Annotated in this window: 19 protein-coding genes and 2 tRNA genes; 2 read left to right on the top strand and 19 right to left on the bottom strand. The window is 41.7% G+C overall.

Features of this window, described 5'->3' with window-relative positions:
* Positions 1 to 295 precede the first annotated feature (295 nt).
* From cysK to spoIIE, 8 genes are all read right to left on the bottom strand, one after another.
* Entirely contained in the window at positions 296 to 1,222 is a 927-nt protein-coding gene (gene cysK, locus KP78_RS00355) for a cysteine synthase A (RefSeq protein WP_041085348.1), read from the bottom strand.
* Between the two features lie 174 nt (positions 1,223 to 1,396).
* A complete protein-coding gene (locus KP78_RS00350) occupies positions 1,397 to 2,299 on the bottom strand; it encodes a peptidyl-prolyl cis-trans isomerase (RefSeq protein WP_041085369.1) in 903 nt (300 codons plus the stop codon).
* A gap of 9 nt (positions 2,300 to 2,308) precedes the next feature.
* A complete protein-coding gene (gene hslO / locus KP78_RS00345; protein WP_041085347.1) occupies positions 2,309 to 3,187 on the bottom strand; it encodes an Hsp33 family molecular chaperone HslO in 879 nt (292 codons plus the stop codon).
* Between the two features lie 16 nt (positions 3,188 to 3,203).
* Positions 3,204 to 3,971, bottom strand: a complete 768-nt coding sequence (locus KP78_RS00340; RefSeq protein WP_041085346.1) for a type III pantothenate kinase — start codon at positions 3,969 to 3,971, stop codon at positions 3,204 to 3,206.
* Between the two features lie 123 nt (positions 3,972 to 4,094).
* Positions 4,095 to 6,122: an ATP-dependent zinc metalloprotease FtsH gene (gene ftsH / locus KP78_RS00335; RefSeq protein ID WP_041085344.1), complete on the bottom strand. Its 2,028-nt coding sequence runs from the start codon at positions 6,120 to 6,122 to the stop codon at positions 4,095 to 4,097.
* Positions 6,123 to 6,244: 122 nt separating this feature from the next.
* Positions 6,245 to 6,793: a hypoxanthine phosphoribosyltransferase gene (hpt, locus tag KP78_RS00330; RefSeq protein WP_235420792.1), complete on the bottom strand. Its 549-nt coding sequence runs from the start codon at positions 6,791 to 6,793 to the stop codon at positions 6,245 to 6,247.
* Positions 6,787 to 8,211 carry a tRNA lysidine(34) synthetase TilS gene (tilS, locus tag KP78_RS00325; RefSeq protein ID WP_052474422.1) on the bottom strand — a complete coding sequence of 475 codons (1,425 nt, stop codon included), beginning with the start codon at positions 8,209 to 8,211 and terminating at the stop codon, positions 6,787 to 6,789. Before tilS ends, hpt begins: the two co-directional genes overlap by 7 nt.
* Positions 8,212 to 8,315: 104 nt before the next feature.
* Complete coding sequence (gene spoIIE / locus KP78_RS00320; RefSeq protein ID WP_041085341.1) at positions 8,316 to 10,763, bottom strand: stage II sporulation protein E; 2,448 nt, start codon at positions 10,761 to 10,763, stop codon at positions 8,316 to 8,318.
* Positions 10,764 to 11,142: 379 nt separating this feature from the next.
* Between spoIIE and KP78_RS00315 the strand changes: the two genes are divergently transcribed.
* Both KP78_RS00315 and KP78_RS00310 read left to right on the top strand, forming a co-directional pair.
* Positions 11,143 to 11,216 (top strand) — tRNA-Met (locus KP78_RS00315).
* A 9-nt stretch (positions 11,217 to 11,225) separates the two neighbouring features.
* Positions 11,226 to 11,297: transfer RNA gene (locus KP78_RS00310), tRNA-Glu, on the top strand.
* 366 nt (positions 11,298 to 11,663) lie between these two features.
* Here the strand turns inward: KP78_RS00310 and KP78_RS20410 are convergent.
* The 11 genes from KP78_RS20410 to mfd all read right to left on the bottom strand — a co-directional run bounded on the left by KP78_RS20410 (position 11,664) and on the right by mfd (position 22,517).
* Positions 11,664 to 11,876 (bottom strand): hypothetical protein, encoded by a 213-nt coding sequence (locus KP78_RS20410; protein ID WP_235420793.1) that lies wholly within the window; start codon positions 11,874 to 11,876, stop codon positions 11,664 to 11,666.
* A gap of 51 nt (positions 11,877 to 11,927) precedes the next feature.
* Entirely contained in the window at positions 11,928 to 12,398 is a 471-nt protein-coding gene (locus KP78_RS00305) for a DinB family protein (RefSeq protein ID WP_052474421.1), read from the bottom strand.
* 168 nt (positions 12,399 to 12,566) lie between these two features.
* Positions 12,567 to 13,010: a S1 domain-containing RNA-binding protein gene (locus tag KP78_RS00300; protein ID WP_041085340.1), complete on the bottom strand. Its 444-nt coding sequence runs from the start codon at positions 13,008 to 13,010 to the stop codon at positions 12,567 to 12,569.
* Between the two features lie 95 nt (positions 13,011 to 13,105).
* Positions 13,106 to 13,540: an FtsB family cell division protein gene (locus KP78_RS00295; protein WP_041085338.1), complete on the bottom strand. Its 435-nt coding sequence runs from the start codon at positions 13,538 to 13,540 to the stop codon at positions 13,106 to 13,108.
* A gap of 61 nt (positions 13,541 to 13,601) precedes the next feature.
* Positions 13,602 to 14,147, bottom strand: a complete 546-nt coding sequence (gene yabQ, locus KP78_RS00290; protein WP_041085336.1) for a spore cortex biosynthesis protein YabQ — start codon at positions 14,145 to 14,147, stop codon at positions 13,602 to 13,604.
* Positions 14,144 to 14,434: a sporulation protein YabP gene (gene yabP / locus KP78_RS00285; protein ID WP_041085363.1), complete on the bottom strand. Its 291-nt coding sequence runs from the start codon at positions 14,432 to 14,434 to the stop codon at positions 14,144 to 14,146. The genes yabQ and yabP overlap by 4 nt, the downstream gene beginning before the upstream one ends.
* A gap of 99 nt (positions 14,435 to 14,533) precedes the next feature.
* Complete coding sequence (locus KP78_RS00280) at positions 14,534 to 14,800, bottom strand: RNA-binding S4 domain-containing protein (protein ID WP_041085334.1); 267 nt, start codon at positions 14,798 to 14,800, stop codon at positions 14,534 to 14,536.
* A 15-nt stretch (positions 14,801 to 14,815) separates the two neighbouring features.
* Positions 14,816 to 16,282 (bottom strand): bifunctional methyltransferase/pyrophosphohydrolase YabN, encoded by a 1,467-nt coding sequence (gene yabN, locus KP78_RS00275; protein ID WP_041085332.1) that lies wholly within the window; start codon positions 16,280 to 16,282, stop codon positions 14,816 to 14,818.
* Between the two features lie 72 nt (positions 16,283 to 16,354).
* Positions 16,355 to 17,962: a putative polysaccharide biosynthesis protein gene (locus tag KP78_RS00270; RefSeq protein ID WP_162835559.1), complete on the bottom strand. Its 1,608-nt coding sequence runs from the start codon at positions 17,960 to 17,962 to the stop codon at positions 16,355 to 16,357.
* Positions 17,963 to 18,106: 144 nt separating this feature from the next.
* Positions 18,107 to 18,643: a stage V sporulation protein T gene (spoVT, locus tag KP78_RS00265; protein ID WP_041085328.1), complete on the bottom strand. Its 537-nt coding sequence runs from the start codon at positions 18,641 to 18,643 to the stop codon at positions 18,107 to 18,109.
* Between the two features lie 325 nt (positions 18,644 to 18,968).
* A complete protein-coding gene (gene mfd / locus KP78_RS00260) occupies positions 18,969 to 22,517 on the bottom strand; it encodes a transcription-repair coupling factor (RefSeq protein WP_052474420.1) in 3,549 nt (1,182 codons plus the stop codon).
* Positions 22,518 to 22,520: the final 3 nt, after the last annotated feature.

Here is a 22,520-nt window from a genome sequence, read left to right as displayed (position 1 = left end):
AGTTCCAGTGTCTAGCCCCTCGAGGTCACAAACCTCTTTCTTGTCGGGGCTTAACAGGCACTTCCACTTTTCTATCTGTCTAGTTCCAGTGCCTAGCCCCTTGAGGTCACAAGCCTCTTTCCTATGGAGGCTAAGAACTGCCTCCCTGGAAATCGCCTTGCGCTTGTCGGGGCTTACAACTTCTAATCTGTTCGGTTCCAGCGCAGAGTATGCCATGCTGCTGCATTTGACCTTCTCTTACTTATTTCACGCAAAAAAACAGACCCTTTGTTCAACAAAGGGTCTGTTTGGATTATTAATCTTCAAATTGATAAAGTGGTGTGCTTAAGTAGCGCTCGCCGTTACTTGGAATAATGACCAATACTTTTTTTCCTGCCCCAAGCTCTTTAGCGACCTTTAATGCTGCAGAAATAGCTGCTCCGGACGAAATCCCGCCAAGGATTCCTTCTTCTTTAGCCACTTTACGAGCTATTTCAAATGCTTCTTCATTTTTTACTTGAATGACATCATCGTATATTTTCGTATCAAGGATATCCGGTACAAAGCCTGCTCCAATTCCCTGGATTTTGTGTGGTCCTGGCTTACCGCCTGAAAGGATCGGTGAATCAGCTGGCTCAACCGCATAAATTTTAATGCTATCATATTTTTCACGCAATGCCTGCCCAGCACCTGTGATGGTTCCACCAGTTCCAATTCCAGAAATAAACGCATCAAGCTGATCGCCCATTTGCTCAACAATTTCTTTTCCTGTAGTGCGTCGGTGTACTTCAGGATTTGAGATATTTTTAAATTGCTGCGGCATAAAGTAACCTTTTTCTTTTGCAATTTCTTCTGCTTTGCGAATCGCACCACCCATACCATCTGGACCAGGTGTTAGCACAAGCTCAGCTCCGTATGCACGCAACAGATTACGACGCTCCATACTCATTGTTTCAGGCATAACCAATACTGAACGATAGCCCTTCGCAGCTGCCACCATTGCCAGACCAATTCCCGTGTTTCCACTTGTAGGCTCAATAATTGTATCGCCTGCCTTCAAATCGCCCGCTTCCTCTGCAGCTTCAATCATCGCCAGTGCTATACGGTCTTTTACACTGCTGCCAGGATTCATGTACTCTAGCTTCAAATAAATATCTGCTGAGCCATCCTCAACAATTCGGTTTAATTTTACAATCGGTGTGTGACCAACTAATTCAGTAATGTTATTCGCTATACGCACCATTTTTTCACTCCTAATTCCAAGTAATGTGATCGGTTTTCCTCTATACCAAATTTACCAATTTTTCAGAATGATTGCAACCAATAAGATAAAAAAGATACCAATTCCTCTACGAATACCTGTCCATTATAAAAAATGTTCAGAGTTTGTAAGAGTTTTTTGGTATCTCAGTTCACTTTATTGCATGCCACCATAAAACCAGTCAATCGAAAATTCATTCCAAAATGACTCAGGTGTTACTGGTACATTTAATTGATCTAGAGCTAATTGTCGTTCAATACGTGATTTAACCTCATCAAAGTCGAATGACACACCGGCTGTTGTTTCGTGTAAATAGGCAATGACAAATCCTTGATCAGTTGAAATCGGAGTGCTCCATTCTCCGTCGCTCAATGATCGGACAGCCGTAAGTACTTTCTCTTCTATTGAAGTAGAATTTTCAGGGACATAGCCCAGCATTCCTCCTTGGCTAGCTGTGACTTCATCAATGGAGCGCTCCCTTGCTAACACTTCAAAAGAAGATTGATCCTCCAGCTCTCCCAATACCTGAGAAGCCTCCTCTTCCGTTGCTACCACAATTTGTGATATGCGATACATCGCAGGAATGGCATATAACGACTCGTTTTCTTCGTAATAAGATCGGACTTCTTCCTCTGAAAATTCAACATCATTTGTAATCAATTTTTCAAGGATGAGTTCAGTTTTCAGCTGCTCCTTCAATACCTCTTCGTTTGATAAGAACGCTTGATCATACACATTTAAAACTGAGCGAAGCAATGAAAATTCCTGTTCAAGCTCTTCATCTGAAACAACAATATTATATTTTTCTGCTGATTGATCCATTACACTTTGGTTTACAAGCTGCTGAAGAACCTCTTTTCCATATCGAAGCTCAATGGCATGCAGCCACTCCTGTCTAGTGATTTCTTCATCACCCACGGTAGCAACAACTTCTGACGATTCTGCAGTGTTATCCTTAGAAACCCATGCAATGAGTGTAATGATATTTGTTAACAACAATAAAACAATAATATATAACAGCGGCTTTGATTTAAGACGTTTTTTTCGCAAATCCGTCATCATAAGCACTTATCTAGCCTCTTCCAGGAAGCTTTCAAGTTCTTCTTTACTGTAATGGTAGACCTCGTGACAGAAATGGCACTGAGCCTCTGCCTTTCCGTCTTCTTCAATCATTTCTTTGATTTCTTGTTTACCTAAGCTAATAATCGCTGTACTAAATCGTTCCTTCGAGCATTTACAGTGAAAGGTTACAGGAAGCGAATCCAGTACTTTTACATTTCCCTCTCCAAGAACGGTTTCTAAAATTTGCTCAGGTGTCAGTCCTTGTTGAATTAGCTTGGAAACAGGAGGCACCATACCCAAGCGCTGTTCAATTGCTTCAATAACAGCCTCATCTGCTCCAGGCAGCAATTGAAGAATAAAACCGCCGGCAGCCAAAATTGTGTTGTCCGGGTTTACGAGAACACCTACTCCAACAGAAGAAGGCACTTGTTCAGACGAAGCGAAATAGTAAGTGAAGTCCTCACCTAGCTCACCAGAGACAAGCGGCACCTGACCTGAAAAGTTTTCGCGCATTCCTAGGTCTTTTATGACCGTTAGCGTTCCTTCTGCACCAACAGCTCCCCTTACATCGAGCTTTCCTTGTGCATTTAAATCTAAATGTGTTTGAGGATTTGTAACGTATCCTCTTACTTGGCCTTTTGCATTACTATCAACAAGGATTGGACCAATCGGACCATTTCCCTCAACCTTAATTGTAAGGTTTTCTTCCCCTTTAAGCATAGCTCCCATCATCACACCAGCAGTCATGGTACGCCCTAGCGCAGCTGATGCAGTTGGCCACGTATAATGGCGTCTTTGTGCTTCACTCACTGTTTCAGTAGTATTAACCGCAAACGCACGAACCTGACCATCGTAGGCTAGTGCGCGAATCATATAATCAGACATATAAATTCTCCCTCCGCTATTCCATGTTGCGTTTATAAATAAGTTGAAGTCCTTTTAACGTTAAAAACGGATCAACGTGATCGATTACACTGGACTCGTTTGCAATAAGAGAGGCTAATCCCCCAGTTGCAATAACTTTCACTTGACTTTGCGCCTCGTTTTTCATTCTCGAAACAATTCCTTCAACCTGCCCCACATAGCCATAAACAATACCCGCTTGCATGGCTGTTACAGTACTCTTACCTATAATGTGGTCTGGACGAGCTATTTCAATACGAGGAAGCTTGGCCGCCTTTGAGTACAACGCTTCTGTTGAGATCCCAATCCCCGGTGCAATGACACCACCCATATATTCTTTGTTTTCGTTGATGTAGCAATAGGTAGTTGCGGTACCAAAGTCGACAATAATAAGTGAACCGCCATAATCCTGAATCCCAGCGACAGCATTGACAATTCTGTCAGCGCCTACTTCTTTCGGATTGTCATATTTAATGTTAAGACCAGTCTTTATTCCCGGCCCTACCACTAACGGTCCCAAATCAAAATATTTTTGGCACATTCTTTCTAACGCAAACATAATTGGTGGTACTACAGAAGAAATAATAATACCATCAACTTGATCGAACGTTATACCAACATGCTCAAACAAATTTTTCACCATCATGCCATACTCATCTTCTGTCTTATGACGATTTGTCTCCATACGCCAATGATGGCTTAAACGATCTTCTTCATAAACCCCTAAAACCGTATTCGTATTTCCAACATCCACCACAAAAATCATATTTGTCACCACGCTCATCGTATTATTCACACTGAAAACATCATATCATAATTCTTTTTTTCAAGCTGTTACTCGAGCTTTTATTTTCATTAAAAAAAGGCGCCGGTAATTCGGCGCCTTTTTTTAATCTTCTTTTTTACGATCTTCTGTTGGTGTTGGTCCAAATTTCTTTGGAGCATCATTTGTTGCCTCATCAGAAATTTTTTCAGCTGGTGAAACATCAGAAGTTTCGTCTTTCACTTCTACTGGCTTTGATTCAACAACGTCTTTTTCATTCGTTAGGGTCGAATTCTCGTCAATAGAGCTGTCATAAACACGATCCGGCAATGTACCATGATCAACCAAGTGCTTAATTTGAGCAGCATCAAGTGTTTCAACTTTTAACAGTGTTTCTGCGATAAGCTCAAGCTTTTCACGATTTTCTGTAAGAATTGTTTTTGCACGCTCATAGCATTCTTTAATAATCGCTTGAATTTCAGTATCAATGTCATATGCAATACGATCCGAATAATTTTGCTCGCTGTTAAAGTCACGACCTAAGAACACTTGTCCTTGAGATTGACCAAATTGAAGTGTACCAAGCTTTTCACTCATACCAAACTCGGTAACCATACGTCGAGCAATTCCTGTTGCACGCTGGAAGTCGTTTGAAGCACCAGTAGAGGCTTCGCCAAAAATGATATCCTCAGCAACACGACCACCGAGCAAGCCAGTAATCTTATCTAGCAGTTCAGGTCTTGTCATAAAGTATCGATCTTCTTTTGGCAGCATAACAGCATATCCGCCTGCTTGACCACGTGGAACGATTGTTACTTTGTGCACCATATCCGCTTCATCAAGAACAACACCAATAATGGTATGTCCCGCTTCGTGGAACGCGACAATTTTTCGCTCTTTTTGAGAAATGACGCGGCTTTTCTTCGCTGGGCCGGCAATTACTCTATCCGTCGCTTCATCAATATCACTCATATCGATTGTTTTCTTGTCACGACGCGCAGCTACAAGAGCAGCCTCGTTCAATAAGTTTTCTAAATCAGCACCCGAGAATCCTGGCGTTCTTTGTGCAATTGCTTTTAAGTCAATATTGTCATGAAGTGGTTTATTTTTAGCATGGACCTCAAGAACTGCTTCACGACCTGTTACATCGGGACGATCAACCGTGATTTGACGGTCGAATCGACCTGGACGAAGCAGTGCTGGATCAAGAATATCTGGTCGGTTGGTAGCAGCAATCATAATGATTCCTTCATTTCCACCGAATCCATCCATTTCAACAAGCAATTGGTTCAAGGTTTGCTCACGCTCATCGTGACCACCACCAAGACCTGCTCCACGCTGGCGGCCTACCGCATCAATTTCATCAATGAAAATGATACAAGGTGCATTTTTCTTTGCGTTTTCAAAAAGGTCACGCACACGAGATGCTCCGACCCCGACAAACATTTCAACAAAGTCAGAACCTGAAATGGAGAAGAATGGTACTCCAGCTTCTCCAGCTGCTGCACGAGCAAGCAATGTTTTACCAGTACCAGGAGGTCCTACAAGAAGGATCCCTTTTGGTATGCGTGCACCAACTTCGGTAAATTTACGAGGGTCTTTAAGGAAGTCAACAACTTCTACAAGCTCCTGCTTCTCTTCATCAGCCCCTGCTACATCTTTAAAACGAACCTTTTTCTTTTCTTCTGTATAAAGCTTAGCTTTACTCTTACCAAAGTTCATCACGCGGCCTCCGCCACCTTGAGCTTGGTTCAATAAGAAGAAGAATAAGATGAAAATAATTACGAAAGGAATAATGGTTGTTAAAAATGTCACCCATCCGCTTGTTTCAGGAGCTTCGAGATAGTTAACAACTGTATCAGTAGACGCAGCAATCTCGCGAATTGTGTCTAATACCTCAGTATCCTCTAACGGAATGTTTGTTACAAAAAATTCGCCCTCTTCATAACCGTTCAACTCTCCGCGTACGTTATACACGCTTCGGTTGGGCTGTATGTCAATTTCACTTACGTTACCTTCATTCAATTCATTAATGAATTTCCCGTATGTGAGTTCTTGGTTCGGCTGGTTTCCATTGTTAAACAAACCAACTATCCCAATGATAACCAAGAATACTAATAAATAAAATATGGTATTGCGGAATATCCTGTTCATCCCTTACCTCCTCCCACAGTCAAAGAAACTAATAACAATAGTATCATAGAGAAAGAAAGCATTACAACCATTTACAACTGCGGCTGCACACTTCATTCGCCGTACTTTTTTTGAGTCATACATCATTCAGCATCCGTATATATTTCAGGCTTTAAAATTCCGATATATGGGAGGTTGCGGTAGCGTTCTGCATAATCTAATCCATAGCCTACCACAAATGCATCTGGTACGACAAAACCAACATAATCAGCTTTCACATCCGCTTTTCTTCCAGATGGTTTATCAAGCAATGTGACAATTTTAATGGATTTTGCTTTGCGGTAGCGGAACAAATCGACTAAATAATTAAGAGTTAAACCGCTGTCGATGATATCTTCGAGGATCAAAATGTCTCTGCCTTCTACTTTCGTATTAAGGTCCTTGATAATTTTAACCTCACCTGATGAGACTGTTGAGTTCCCATAGCTTGACACATCCATGAAATCCATCTCAAGGTAAACGTCCATTCGCTTAATTAAATCAGCCATAAAAGGAAGTGCTCCTTTTAAGACACCGATTACAAGCGGATAACTGTCCTTATACTCTTCTGTTAGCTGGCTGCCAAGCTCTTTAATTTTTTCTTGCAGCTGTTCTTCCGTATACAGTACTTTCTCAATATCTTGATTCAACACGAAATATGTCCCCCTAGGTAGTCCTTGTTGTAAATTAGCGTATATGCCTGGGCACCGTTCTTCGGCTCGTTAACACCATTCGCAGTGCGTAAGCCAGGAACCCAAAGCACCCTTCCGTTTGCATCGGTCACAATCGGCCATTGATCCCGCTGTTCAAGTGGAATTTTCTCATCTACGAACAAGCTTTTTAGCTTTTTAGAACCAGTCAGCCCCTTAAGTTGAATTTTGTCGCCCTTGTGTCGTGTACGAACAATTAACGGCAATTCCACTTGAGCAGAATCCAGTTTAAGCAGGTCAAAGGGAAAGTTTCCAGATTCACCTTCTGCATCCCCTACCAATTCCATTGTCGATCCATCCGGCAAGTAAATGGCCTGCCCGATTTCTAATTCAAAATGAAAGGGAAGCAGCGCTTCTCTTTCATTTTGAAAATAAAAGGAAACGGTTGAGTAGGAGCGCGTAACGAGTAATCCATCTGGCAAATGAATGACTCCTGATGGATGATTTTGTTTGAATAACTTATTAATCGCTACCGTATGTGCAGAAGAAAGGGAAATAGGTACTTTCGCATAAAGATAATTCAATATTAGATGAATCATTCTTCTTTGTAAAGGAAGAGCCTCGAGGTTCCAATTTTCCTGATTCACCTTAATATTTTGAGGCTCCTGCAGTATGATCAGCCGGGCAAGCCGCTTTTCCGCCTCAGCTGTCATCCAATCTTCATCCTCTGTTATTTCTTCGCTGTAGCGAAGAAAGTGTTCATGAAGCCTTGGATTTTCTTCCTTCAGCAGGGGAATTACGTGATGTCTCAAGCGATTTCGCATATAATAATCAGCCTCATTGCTCTTGTCACGACGAGGCTTCAACTGATAGTGTTCACAATATTGTTCGATTTCATTTTTTGTAACAGGAAGAAAGGGGCGTACGAGCATCGATTTATGAAAAGGACGTTTCGCTTGAATACCAGCCCGCCCTTTCATCGTTGAACCGCGGATTAAACGGAACAATATCGTCTCTACCTGATCATCCGCGTGATGACCCAAGACAAGCTTTTTGGCGCCTGTCTTCCTTACTACTTCAGCTAAATAGTCGTAACGCTCCTCTCTAGCTGTCTCTTGAAGCCCCTTATTCAATTGTTGCATCCGTTCTTTTATATGAAGAGTCGCAGCATGAAAGGGCAATCCATGCTGTTGACAGAAAGTTTTCACGTAGGTGCAATCCGCTGCCGATTCTTCGCCCCTTAATAAATGATCGACATGCGCTACCTCAATATTTACATAATAAAGAGACTCATGCATAAGATAGTGGAGTATAGCCATGGAATCTGGTCCTCCAGAAACAGCCACCACTACCTTTTCACCCGGTGTAAAAAGCTCATGCTGTTCGCAATATGAACGGATTTTCGCTTTGAAGGATTGCATATTGGTTCTCCTTTTCCTTACTTCCCCCCGATGATCAAAGGAAGATATGGTTTTATTGTACCAATTCTTCCGCGTAATCCATACTCATATACGACGAAAATTATTTAACCTGTTTTAACAGCAGAAGGAATAGCTGCCCATTTTGGCAATTGATGCTGGAACTGCACGGTTAATATGGTCATATCATCTTCAATCTCACCGCCGGATGTTCGAACAGCGGCTTCCATTAAAATATCGGCTACTTGCTGAGGATCTGATGTTTTCAGTTCTGAAATTTGCCTTTTAATCCACCTTTCCGGATTTTCAATAAACCTCGTCCCTTCAAGCACACCGTCACTAAGCATAATTAATAGGTCACCTGCTTTTAGCTGATCTTCAAGGATATCCATATCAAGATCTCTAAAAAAGCCCATTGGCAAATTGCTTGCTTCAATTGTTTTAACCTGTTTTCCCCTTTTTATATAGCTTGGTACAGAACCAACTTTCAAAAATCTTGCTTTACCCGTTTGCAAATCAATCATTGCAAGGTCTACTGTTGAATACATGTCCCCTGTGCGTTTAACGGTAAGGATTGAGTTAACAGATTTAATGGCTAATTCTTCTTCGATTCCTGCCTCGAGCATTTGTCTTAGCAGCTGCAGCGTTTCTTCACTCTCCTTTTGTGCTTTCTCGCCATTGCCCATCCCATCACTAATCGCAACTGCATATTTCCCGCCATGAAGATGTACAGCTGCATGGCTATCCCCAGAAATCAGCCCTCCCCCATGGGCTGCATGTGAAATCCCTATATTTACTTTAAAGGCTTTAGAAGAACGGAATGTAACAACCATTCCCTCATAAGGCGAAGGAATATCCACTTTTTGATAAACAATAATGGTTTCCTTCAAAATAGATGAAAGCATCGGAGCAATTAATTTTTCGCATTCACCATGTATTTCCTGGAACGGCAGCATGACATCCACGTCAATTTGACCATACTCCAGGCTATGAACATCTATTTGGTCCACATGAATCCCGAATTCTCTTAGTGCCTGCAGCATCTCCTCCTCTTGTTTTTCATGCTTTTCATTTTCCCGCTGCAGGTCGTATGCAAAATCCTTCATGACAGCGGATAAACCTTGCAGCTGAGTGGATACAAACTGATTACTCTCAAGCATCTGCTTTTTCATATGAAGATGCACTTCACGTTTCGCAGACTCCTGCTCAAAGGCCTCTTGCACCTGCTCTGCTTTTACACATAAGCTTTTCCATTGTATAAGCGGTTCCTTGTCTGGAAGGGTCAATTGGGTCATCCAATCATAGGTTCGATCAAAATGGGCAGACCAGCAGTAATCCTTTTTAAAGCACATTTGACATGTTCGTTCTGTAACACGACCTAGCGTTTCGTCAATTGAAATAGACATATCCTTTAGACCCGGCTCTTGTTCCTTGCATTCAAAGCTTTTGGATAATGTATCAAACATATCAGAGAATTTTTGCACCTTTTCTGCCGTTACATCACGCACCTTTCTTGCGTATAGTTGCTGGTCATTCTCATGAGCATCTGACCCAGGGATATGTCTCCCGATTGCCGCTAACCAACTCTTCGGCGTGAGGAATAAAGCCAGCGCCGCCACAGCTGACTCATAAAGGGAATATTCAAGCGCAGCCCCTTGGCCATAAAAAAGACCCATGAGGAGCGTTGCCATCATTAATCCAAGAGATACACCGGTAGCTTTTCCACTTTTCAACAAACCCCCAAGAAGACCCGCCACTGCCAAGATCGCTACCTCTGGTAAATGAATAACAGAGGCCAAGCAGAAGACGAGTCCCGTCACTATGCCCACGGTGGACCCAATCATTGCCCCCGCAACAAGTGCTGCCGCAATAACAACGTAACGAGTAATGACATGATCAACCGCCAAACCTCCGACGGTAAAACTAATAAATCCAGTAGCAACAGAGGCCACTACAATCGCGATCGCGACCAGTTCTTCTGGTTCATATGTTCTTTTTCTTGCTTTTGTCATCACCAGTTGAATGCCCTGTAGAAAAACAAGCGTTAATACGCCAGCTAATAACGCTTCAAATGCGACCATCACTCCATCCACCCAATTGAGTGGTACAGAAGATTGAATAGCGAGATAGACAAACCTTGAAATCACGACAGACAATATGACTGTCAATGCAAGGAAAAGTCGTTTTGACGATAACCACTTTTTGAATATAAATTGTATTGAACAAAAGAGAAGGATTGAGCCTAGCGTATAGAGACCTTGAGAAACACCGAGTGTAGAAGCACCTGCCGCTAAACCGACCGCTACAAGGAGGGATTTATCTCGACTGACCATAAAGATGACAGCAAACATCGGCAGGGCAAAAGGAGTAAATTGCGATAGAAATAATGCTCGTCCTAGTAAAACGCTTACGATTAGATGGAGAACACCTCGTTGAAACATCCACTGAGCGAACATTACTTTTAGACGACTTTTCCAAAGAGGTATTCTTTTTTTCGAGTGAAACATTGAAATCGAGTTCGTCACGTCTAAGTTAGCCTCTTGTATTTTGGCCATTTACTCCACCCCTTATCTCTTCTCGTTGCGAGTAATTATAAAAGAAAAGTTCCACGGGAGTTTGTCATAATTCAGGGACAAAACAATAAAATCGTTCGACGTTTTTTTGAGAAGATCATCATTTCGAGAAACCTTTCTTGTTTTCGCCTGTTTCCCCTCAGACAACACGTCGAAAAGTGCTCATTCGTCTCAGAAATAGAGGAAGAAAAAGACGTTTGTTTTCTCTGTTTTTTTTCTTTTAAAAAAATCAAAATATGATTGACACTCGTTCCACAGCTATGTATTATAGAACTTGTGCTTAATAAGAAAGAAAAGGCGATTGTATAGTCTTGAGAGTCGTTGGAGCATCTTATAAATAGCACAGAGAATACTTTTATATGGCGGCGTAGCTCAGCTGGCTAGAGCGTACGGTTCATACCCGTGAGGTCGGGGGTTCGATCCCCTCTGCCGCCACTACTTTTAGGCCCGTTGGTCAAGCGGTTAAGACACCGCCCTTTCACGGCGGTAACACGGGTTCGAATCCCGTACGGGTCATTACATAATAAAGAATGGTTCTTTTAGCTGCAACAAGCATAAGTAAAAGAGGGATTGGAGTAAAACTCCAATCCCTCTTTTACTTATCTTCATCTCGATCGACATCAACTTTATCCATCAAACAATGAAACTTCATCATTTCCATACACACAAAAAAAAAAACGCTAGCAGGACCATGAACATTCCTGCTAGCGTTTATATGATCGACAATATTTAAAAATAGAGCGGCTTGTTCTCTTATCATGAATCCTCAAGCTGCCTTTGTTCAAGTTCGAGCCTAAGCTTCTATGTTTCGATTAGATAATTTTCTTGCTTAAGCCTTTCGAGTTCCAGATCATCTTTCAACATATCACGTTTCATTCTAGTCTATTTTTCTAAATGGGTTGTTATGATCGCAATAACCGGAATCGATAAAGTCATAACGGCCGCGATTGTTCCAGTCATACACGATCCCTCCTTGATTGATTTCATTTGTTGATTTTTAGTATACAACATAGGGTAGAATCTGACTGTCGAAATTAAGATTTCCGGTTTTTCCTGTCTTCCATAGAAAGAACCGTCTTCTAAATGAGTTTTCAAACTTTCAAGAGGACTGATCTTTTTCCAAGGACTTCATAAATCCGGAGCTTTTCACAAACTTTTTTTCATCATTTCTATTTGTTCCTGATGGTGAAGGTCATGCTCCATAAAATCTCTTAAGTATTCCTCAATGGTTAAAGAATGGTCTCCGATAGAAAATGAAGCAGACAATGTCTCATCAGCCAGGTCACTTATCAGATTCATTAAGTCTACTCTTGTTATGTATGCAAGATCGATTAGCATTTCCTTTGATTGTCCATTATGTGCTTCGGTTCTCGCTTTTTCATTAAATTCTTGAAAATCAGGGAAATTCTCCAACAAGGCGCCCTCTTTCATAAATGAAAGCCTTTCATTTATGGTATAAGCATCCCAGGCTTGAAGATGCGAAATAATGGCGGCAGTGGACCATTTACCTTCTTCAATTGGTGCGAACCAAACATAGTCTTCCATTTCCTTTAATTCCAAAAGCCAAGATAAATACTGTTCACAATGAGATAACCAAGTAACCTTTAAGATAATCAATCACTCCTCTCTTGATCTACCTATTACATTACGACATCCTCCACCTATACTCCTTTATAAATAAAAAAAGCGGAGCCGCAACTACATAATTGGCCCCACTTTAAACGTATTGTTATATCGACTGATCAAGATTATCCATGTCTTCCGGATGTACGAAACGACAGCTAGTTACCCTTTTTTAGCTCCTCTACCCCCACGTTTTGATTCCGTATTACGTTTTAGAGAAGTCAGGCGATCCTCACTATCCTTTAGGAAACGAGCCATTTTCTGTTCAAATGTCTCTCTTCCTACCGGGCCACTATTATTACGGCCACCACGTTGATCGGTCCCTCGGTTACTGCGCGGACGTTGCTGCTGTGTAGTCTGTTGCGGTGGTTGATCTTTTGCCTTACGAATAGACAAACCAATTTTGCCATCCTTTTCAACATTTAAGATCTTGACTTCTACTTCGTCGCCTACTTTTAAATGCTCGTTGATATCCTTGACATAGTTGTCCGCAACTTCACTGATATGCACAAGCCCTGTTGAACCTCCAGGCAATTCAACGAATGCCCCGAAATGAGTGATGCCTGTCACTTTACCTTGTACTTTGCTGCCTACTTCGATTGACATAAAAAAAATGATCCTCCTTAGAAAAATAAAAAATAGAGCTTACTGTCCATTATAGCCAACATAAAAAAAGAGTGTCAACATACCGACACCCCATATTAATCATTATTATCATTTTGTGAATCTTTTTTTTCATCATTCTTTAGGTTTGACAAGCTTTCATTGCCTTCTTCTGGAATATTAAAAATAATTTCTCCATCCTCGGAAAGGAAGTAGTCTTTCCTTGCAAGCTTGGCTATGTACTCATCATCATTAAGCTTTTCAATTTCAAGTTTAAGCCTCTCCTCTTTTGCTTGAAGCTCTACTACCTGATTTTGTAATATTTCTTTTTGTGCTTCTTTCGCTTCTAAAACGTTTGCTCGAGAAACCATAGAAGACACTAATACACCACTAATAATGACCGCAAAAATGATAAAAAATGATAATCTGCGAATAAGTCTTTTTTTGTGCAGGGCTTTACGGTGCTCAATCTGCTGTTGATTTACTGTGTACTGATTGTCTAGCGAAGTAACCGCTTTATGTGGCTTCCCCATATGGTGGCCTTCTCCCTTCTGGTCTCTGTTGGCTATGCGTTTATCTATGACTGGTTTATTATCACCTATTATATAACAGATTCAGCCACTTTTTTACCTTTTTCGCAATTAAAATCCTGTAATTAGGAATTTTTGATAAAAAAGGGGCGAATGGCCTCGATAGTATCCACCAGAAGATCGACAACAAGCGACAAACAAGAGATAAAAGACCCGCCATGACCAGCATAAAAATTCGCCATCCCCATCTTAACGGGGTAACAACTACAATAGTAAAAGTAATGATTAGAACGCGGCTCACCCATTTAATGATCTTCTCAATTAATGTAAGCACACGGATGATTATTCTTTTGATCAATGCTTGATAGGCAGAAAATCCGCAAATAATGGATATCAGTACATACAAACGCCACTCTCCGCCATTCACCTGGAATAGCAGAAGAAAAACAATGATCGCTTGCAGGCACCAAAAAAAGCCATCTGTAATCCAACGCCAGTTTGATGATTTTCGGGGACTCAGATATCTATCATACAGTGTTAGATTAAAGCCGATCAGCAAGCCTGCCCCAATCATTGAAGCCATTACGAGAAGCTGTGCATCTAAAATCATCGAAATAACTTACTAAAGAGCCCCTTTGTTTCTTGTGGACCCGGTTCATCAATATATAACAAGTCATCGATCCGTCCTTTTAACGATACATGTCCTCTCTCAACATCAAGATTAACCATTTGAAGCTGTTTTCCTTTTATAGACAAATATCCTTGTACAGTCTCTAATAAGAATTCCTCGTTATCAAAACTTTCCACATGGCGAACACCGGTTATGGACAGTGTTTCTCTTTTGCTCATCACAATCTCATGCTCTGGCCTTTCCTGTCTTGGATCAGTATACGGCATTTCATCCACCCCGCTTTGTTGTACAAGCATTTACTCAATACATTGTATGCACAACCTAAAGAGGGTATGACGCCATTCACTTATCCTTTTTTATATGAGCTATTCAGTTGCTCCTAGGCGTTCTTCTTTGATTACGCTATACATGGTCATTGCTTCTTCTTTGCGCATGGTTTCCTGCAAACGATCTACTTGAACCGTTACAATCCGCTGGCCAAAGCGGACCGTTAATTCATCGCCAACTTTGACTGTCGAGCTTGCTTTCGCTTGCTGACCATTGATTGAAATACGCCCTTGATCAGCTACTTCCTTTGCAAGTGTTCTGCGTTTAATAAGCCTTGAAACCTTTAAAAACTTATCGAGTCTCATATGAATACCTACTTTCTACATTCCTTTATTTTTTGCTTCATCCCAAAATTCATCCAACTCAGTCAAGCTAAACGACTGAAACGTATTACCTGATTCTCTTACCCTTTTTTCTACATAAGAGAAACGTGCCATAAATTTTTGATTTGCCCTAATAAGGGCTTCCTCAGGAAAAATATTATGAAAACGAGATACGTTAACAAGGGCAAACAATAAATCACCAAATTCCTCTAAACTCGCTTCCTTGTCTCCATTAGCGATCTCATCCTGAAATTCCTGCCACTCTTCCTCAAATTTATCCCAGGCACCAGAAGGATCATCCCAATCAAACCCTACCTTTGCAGCCTTTTTCTGAATCTCGAATGCTTGAATCAATGCGGGCTTACCAGCTCCAACACCCTTCAACAGCGATTTTCCTTCCTGAGATCCACCTTTTTCCTGCTGCTTTATCGCCTGCCAACTCTGAACAACTTCTTCAGTACTATTCGCTGTAGCGTCTCCAAAAACATGAGGGTGTCTGCGCACCATCTTCTCAGAAATGCCGAAAATAACATCCTGAATGGTAAAATACCCACTGTCCTCTCCAATTTGCGCGTGAAGCATGACCTGCAATAACACGTCTCCAAGCTCTTCAATCATATGATCAATATCACCGCTGTCTATCGCTTCCAGAAGCTCGTATGCCTCTTCGATCAAATATCGCTTTAATGACTCATGCGTCTGCTCTTTGTCCCATGGACATCCGTCTGGGCCTCTTAACGCAGCGATAATTTGACGAAGCTGAAAGAATTCACCATACGCCTGAGACTGATCCTGCATAGGGGGGACATAAAGACTTGTCAGATTACTTAGCTCCATCTCTCTGTCTAGTTCATATAGAGGTACCGTTGTAATTCTCTCTTCTGAACTTCCAGCTGCAGTTACGATCGTAACTGGGTAATGATCCGGATACTTTTCCATCAAGGTCAACTTCACTTCAGATGCTACAAGTGCATCATACACCTGTCCAATAATTAAATGCTGCGCCACTTGAATGTGATCTCGACGCAATGCTGTTCCATCAAGAAGCTGGAATCCTTCAATCGGATCGATTCCTACAGCAGTAAAGAGATCATCTAAAAAGCTTTGACCGCCTACAACGGAAATTGATATTTCCCCCTTTTTTTCCAAATCTAATAATAGCTGTACAGTTTGTTCAGCGACTAACGGGTGACCTGGTACAGCATAGATCACAGGGCCTTCCTCCGCTTGCTCCATTAACAAAGCGACGATTGAAGCATAAACATCTTCAAAGCGATCATGAGCCTCATAAATGTGATCAAACGATGAAAAAATAACGCCTTCTTCCTGAAGTGCCGATATAACTGGGTGTGAGAGTGTTCGAGCCACAATATGTGAAGCGCTTTTGAGTTTTTTATATACACCATGAGGCAACTGATCTAAATCACCTGCGCCAAGTCCAATAATTTCTATTCGAAGTGTCATCTCACCTGTCTCCTCTGTATCAATATCATCAATTTATATAAATTCACACATTCTTTATGATGTTCGCTTTCTTTAAACACTAGAACCAAAAATCCGGTCCAGCTTTTTGCCCAGCGGAATTTGCTTTACTTCTTCATTGGTAAACAACCTTTGCTTCCATGTTACAAACATAAAAACCCACCCTCCTAGTGCGGCTCCCAACAACGCCATCAAGGTTGCCTGTACCCTTGTACTGGCCAATTCTGGAGGGATCATACCTCCAAAAACCATAAGAAGCTGAATCGCTGCTGTCATTCCGAATAAACTGACAGCAAGCACGCGATAAAAAGATCGTTCTAATAATCTTCCGACGCGCCGGCGAAGTCTCATGACAACAACAATCAAGACCAGTAGCATTGCAAGCACAGTTGCGATCGCTGCCCCAAGTGTCCCAAAGTATGGGACGAGCCATTGGTTTAAACCGTATTTTACTGCAAGACTTGCGACGATCGACCAAGCAGCCAAATGAAAGCTTCCCATCCCCTGCAGCACCGCACTGATCGTTAAGATGATCGAGGCCATTAACGCAGACAAGACAAATACAGCGAGCACATGAGAATCCGATGAATCCTGAAACAGCATTATATTCAACGGTATAATGATATTGATTAAACCGACAGCTGCTGCAGCTCCAAATATAATACCTATTTTCAACGCAAGTTTTGCTTTTTCTTTCACATATTCATGCTGGTTTTTTTCATAAGCCGATGATATCATCGGCACTACGGTCAAGGACAATGAGGTAGCAACAATAATGCCCATTTGTACTAGAGGCTGTCCGCGATCGTATACCCCTTTAATCTCTTTTGCTGCTTCCTGTTCCACCCCACCCGCTACCAGCATGGCATAGACGTTAAGTGCATCGACAAGCTGATAGAGCACCAGCATCATGCTCCCCATGCCAATAGCGCCTCCCATAATCGTCAGCTTTCGTACAATCATCCAGTCAAAACGTGAAAATTTCAAACTTTGAACCCGTTCAATACGAACCCCTTGCTTCCACACGAAATAGGTGAGAACAACAACACCAGTAAACGAACCGGCAATTGATCCCGCAACAGCCCCCATACCAACAGCATATAACCCCGCCTCAGCTGTCATTAAAACGATCGACAGGACTAATATGACCACTACGCGTACAAATTGCTCTAAGCCTTGTGATAGGGCAGATGGAACCATATTCTGATTCGCCTGAAACCAACCTTTGCCTGTTGACAATATAGGCAATAATAAAAAAGGGTATGCCATGAGGCCAATTAACGGGGCCAGTGAAGGATCTCCCATCCATACAGCAAGCGCCTCAGCTCCAAAACGAAGGGCTAAAAACCATCCTAGACCAACGGCTGTCAAAAAAAGAAATGAGACCTGCAGGATTCGACTAACATCCTCTTTTTTTCCCGTATCGATCTGTTCAGCCACCATTTTTGAAATCATGACAGGAAATGTGTATGTACAAAGAGCAAGTAAAATACCATAAAAAGGATAAACCTGCTGATAAATGTAGAAACCTGTATCTCCCACTATGTTTTGAAAGGGAACGCGATATAATGCACTTAATATTTTCGAGAAAAAAGCTGCCAAAGTTAAAATAGCCGCTCCCTTGATCATTTCATTAGATGACCGCTCCATTAACCTACCCACTCGCCTTTCATTTCCCCTCTTACACATAGTTACAGGTAATTATAACAAACTGCTTTGAAGCTGTCTTTTCTGTTCAATCCCCCACTAACTGTATATAGAAAAAACGCAACCGAAAAGGCTGCGTTTTTTCATATTCAGATATTCTTATTGTTCCATCTGCCTTGCCAAGAAGCTCGCCGCTGTTTCAGTTGATTTTTGCTCTACTGCACCCAGTGTGCCCTCTTTTGTAAAGATAATCACACTTCCAATCGGGTCACCAGATGCTACAATTGGAGCCACTGCATAGGACGAGAGATCCTCTTCTTGGTGTTCAACAATAGATAGCGAGCTTTGTTTTTGTATAAGTACGCTTTTTCGACCCGTCATTATACTTTCAATCCCCTCGCCAACCCGACGATCTAGATAGTCTTTTTTCGACACGCCGGCAATTGCGACGATGTTATCACGGTCAGAGATAAGCACGGGATGCCCCAGGCTATCAAATAATGCCTCAGCGTACTCTTTTGCAAAGTCGCCAAGCTCACTAATCGGCGAATACTTTTTTAGTATTACTTCTCCTTCTCGATCGACAAAGATCTCGAGTGGGTCGCCTTCTCTAATTCTAAGCGTTCGTCTAATTTCTTTCGGAATTACAACACGTCCCAAATCATCAATTCGACGTACAATACCTGTTGCTTTCATCTTCTAGGGCCTCGCTTTCCTAAAACGAATTATTCTTCTTAGTTGTCGTTACAGATTGTTACGTACTGTTAGTATTTTATAAATGGTCGTGTTTATACCTTTTCCGCTCATTTTCACCAAATAATATCTTCAATCTCTAACTTTAGGTAATGTCATGTATCGGTTAGATTATTTTCCTATTTTTAATGAAGGAAAGCTGAAGATGATCAAACACTGCTAAAGAGAGAGTAAACGCTCATTTAAACCATGCCAGGATCAGCATGCAACCATTACCATATAATAACAAACACCGGAGATTCAGACAATTTTTTTATTTACGTTTCTTTTAAGCTGTTTCTCTAAGCGCTTCAGGCAATCGGCCGATAATATCGTGAACAACTTGGAACCATTGTTCAGGTTTCATATTTCTTATTTGTACAGTAATTTTCAATCGATTGTTATCCATTCCAAGACCCACTGCCCGGCCGTGCCGATTACCGATCTCAAATACCTTCGCTCCATCTATGAGCCTTGTCCCAAGCTCACTTAGCTGGATTTTTATTTCATCCTTTGTCTGTTGAATGGATTCTAAACCAATAAGATTTCCATATGCTTTTATTTCAGCAATTTGGAACAAAGTAAGCACTTCAACTGGATAATCTCCGAACCGGTCGATCATTTCATCCTTCAATTCTTCAACCTCTTCGATAGCAGTAACAGCTCGGAATTTTTTATACATTTCAATCTTCTGATTACCGTCGGGAATATAACTCTCAGGAATATAAGCATCCAGTTTAACATCGAGATCAATCTCAACAGCAGGCTTAGCGTCTTCCTTCCCTTTCTCAGTACTCGGCAAAAGTTCCTTGCGTTCTTCAATTGCTTCTTTGAGCATTTGAGAATACAGATCAAAACCGACAGAATCAATAAATCCATGCTGTTGTGAGCCGAGTAAATTTCCTGCTCCTCGGATGGTTAGATCTCTCATCGCAATTTTAAAACCTGAGCCAAGCTCTGTGAATTCTTTGATTGACTGAAGCCGTTTTTCTGCCACTTCTGACAGCACCTTATCTTTTCTATAGGTAAAATAGGCGTATGCCACTCGATTCGAACGGCCAACTCGACCGCGCAGCTGATAAAGCTGTGACAGCCCCATTCGATCAGCATCAAAAACAATCAAGGTGTTCACGTTCGGTATATCAACACCTGTCTCGATAATAGTTGTCGTTACAAGGACATCATATTCACCTTCTAAAAACTGCAGAATAATAGATTCCAGCTCTGTCTCCGTCATTTGTCCATGTGCGACCGCAACACGCGCTTCCGGTACAAGCATCGATATTTCGTCTGCTTTTTTCGTAATATCTTCTACCCGGTTGTATAAGAAATAAATCTGTCCATTTCTAGCCAGCTCCCGCTCAATCGCTTCACGAACTAACGCGCCATTGTACTCCATAACATACGTTTGAACTGGAAAACGATTTTCAGGCGGCGTCTCAATGACAGATAGATCCCGTACACCCAGCATGGACATATGAAGTGTTCTCGGGATTGGTGTCGCCGTTAAGGTAAGGACATCAATGTTTGTTTTCAGCTGTTTGATCTTTTCTTTATGCGTTACACCAAAACGCTGTTCTTCATCAATAATTAATAGACCGATTTCACGGTACTTAATATCCTTTGATAGTAAACGATGTGTTCCAACAACAATATCAACCGTTCCATCCTTTAGACCTTTCATCGTCTCCTGCTGCTGTTTTCGAGTGCGAAAGCGGCTAAGCAAGCCAATATTGATTGGAAAGTCCTGCATGCGCTCCATTAATGTCTCATAATGCTGCTGTGCAAGAATCGTAGTTGGTACAAGAATCGCTACCTGCTTTCCATCCATAACCGCTTTGAAAGCTGCACGAATAGCCACTTCGGTTTTTCCATAGCCAACATCTCCACAAAGCAAACGATCCATCGGGCGGTCGCGCTGCATATCTTGTTTAATTTCTTCGATTGAACGAAGTTGATCTTCTGTCTCTTGGTAAGGAAAGGCTGCCTCAAATTCTTGCTGCTCATTCGTATCTTCCATGAAAGCATAGCCTTTAGCCGCTTCTCTTTCAGCGTAAAGCTTAATCAAATCATCCGCAATATCCGCTACAGAAGATTGAACCTTGCTCTTAACACGCTTCCATTCAGTCCCGCCGAGCTTATAGAGCTTCGGTTCCTTCCCTTCTGACCCTACGTACTTCTGCACAAGCTCAATCTGATCAACCGGAACATACAGCTGATCATTACCTTGATAACGTATATTTAAATAGTCCTTATGAAGACCATTGATTTCTAACGTTTCAATCCCGAGATATTTCCCAATTCCATGGTTAACGTGGACGACGTGGTCACCAACTTTGAGTTCAGAATAGCTTTTAATCCGCTCAGCATTTGAGAGTTTTTGATGACGCTTCTTCTTTCTTACTTTCTGACGGAATAACTCTTCTTCAGTCATGACGGCTAGTTTGTGCATAGGAAGTTCAAACCCGCCCTGAAGGCTTCCGTTAATAATTTGTACCGCATGCGGAATAAGCGGTTGTCCAGCCTGAACAATTGCCACATCAATCTCATAATCTGCTAGCACCCGTTCGAATTTTTGCAAGCGCTGTCCATCTGGAGCAAGCAGGACAACCGTATACTTTCCTTTCTTCCAACGGTCCACTTCCGCTTTTAGCACGTGCATTTGACCATGAAAGCTTTGCATCGGCTTACATGAAAAGGTATGAACCTGTTTGGGGTTTGTGTGCGGAATTTGTCTTGTGAACAAAGAAAAATACACTTTTTGCTGCTTCCCGCGAGCCATGATTCGAGCAAGACTATGAGAAACCGGTACATCATGAATAATTTTCCCTTCTCCTAAAAGAGAGAGATACCATTCCATTTCCTCTTTTTCTAAGATCTCATCCATTTCATGGATACGGCTCATCTCGTCAAAAAACAGCATTCCATCCTGCGGCAAGTATTCTATTAAACTTGCGTCTTCTTCATAAGCTAAGGATATATATTTAAATAGCTGATCGGGCTTTTGGCCATTTTTCAATAAACCAATCTCATATTCTGCTTGTTCTGCCATTGCGTCTTTAATCGACTCTTTTTTAACCTTTTTTAAGCTTTGCTTCAACCGGTTACCTAATTCCACCGCGATTCGTTCAAGATGCTCAGGCTCAACAATCAGTTCACTTGCAGGTCCTATCGAGATCGATTGTAATGTCTCCATTGACCGCTGATCATCGGCTGAGAACAGACGAATGGAATCTACTTCTGTATCAAAAAGTTCGATACGAACGGGATGTGACGAGGTCAGTGGATAAACGTCCAATATGCCGCCACGCACACTAAATTCGCCTGGACTATTAACCATTTCCGAACGGTTATAACCAATTTTCACCAGTGATAAAAGTACGTCCTGCAGATCAAGTTCGTCTCCTACTTGCAATGTAAACTGATGAACGGTCCAAGTTTTCTTTGGCGGAACGATTTTTCTAAGACCCGCCATCGGCACGATATAAAGTCCTCTTCCATTCATAGCGAGATGATTCATTGTTTCTAAACGCTGGGCACGCAGTTCAGGACTCGCAATGCTCATTTCTGCTGCTATCAATTCGTTTGCAGGATATAAAAATAAATGCTCTTCTGATACAAATTGTGAAAGGTCATCATAAAGTCGCTGGGCCTGCAAAAGATTATGCGTTACAACCATCATTGGGCGATCAAGCTGCTGAAACACTCCTGCCATAAAAGCGCTGCGTGCAGAGCCCGATAATCCTGAAATAAGTTGCTCCCGGGGTCCCATTTTTAAATCATTGATTGCTGAAGAGATTTGTGTGTCGTTCAGTAGCCCATTTAAAAGTGAATTCAAGCG

Origin of the sequence: Jeotgalibacillus soli, from assembly GCF_000829435.1 — a bacterium.
Taxonomy (GTDB): Bacteria; Bacillota; Bacilli; order Bacillales; family Jeotgalibacillaceae; genus Jeotgalibacillus; species Jeotgalibacillus soli.
The sequence above is the reverse complement of the archived record's forward strand: the minus strand, read 5'-3'. Positions and strand labels throughout refer to the sequence as shown.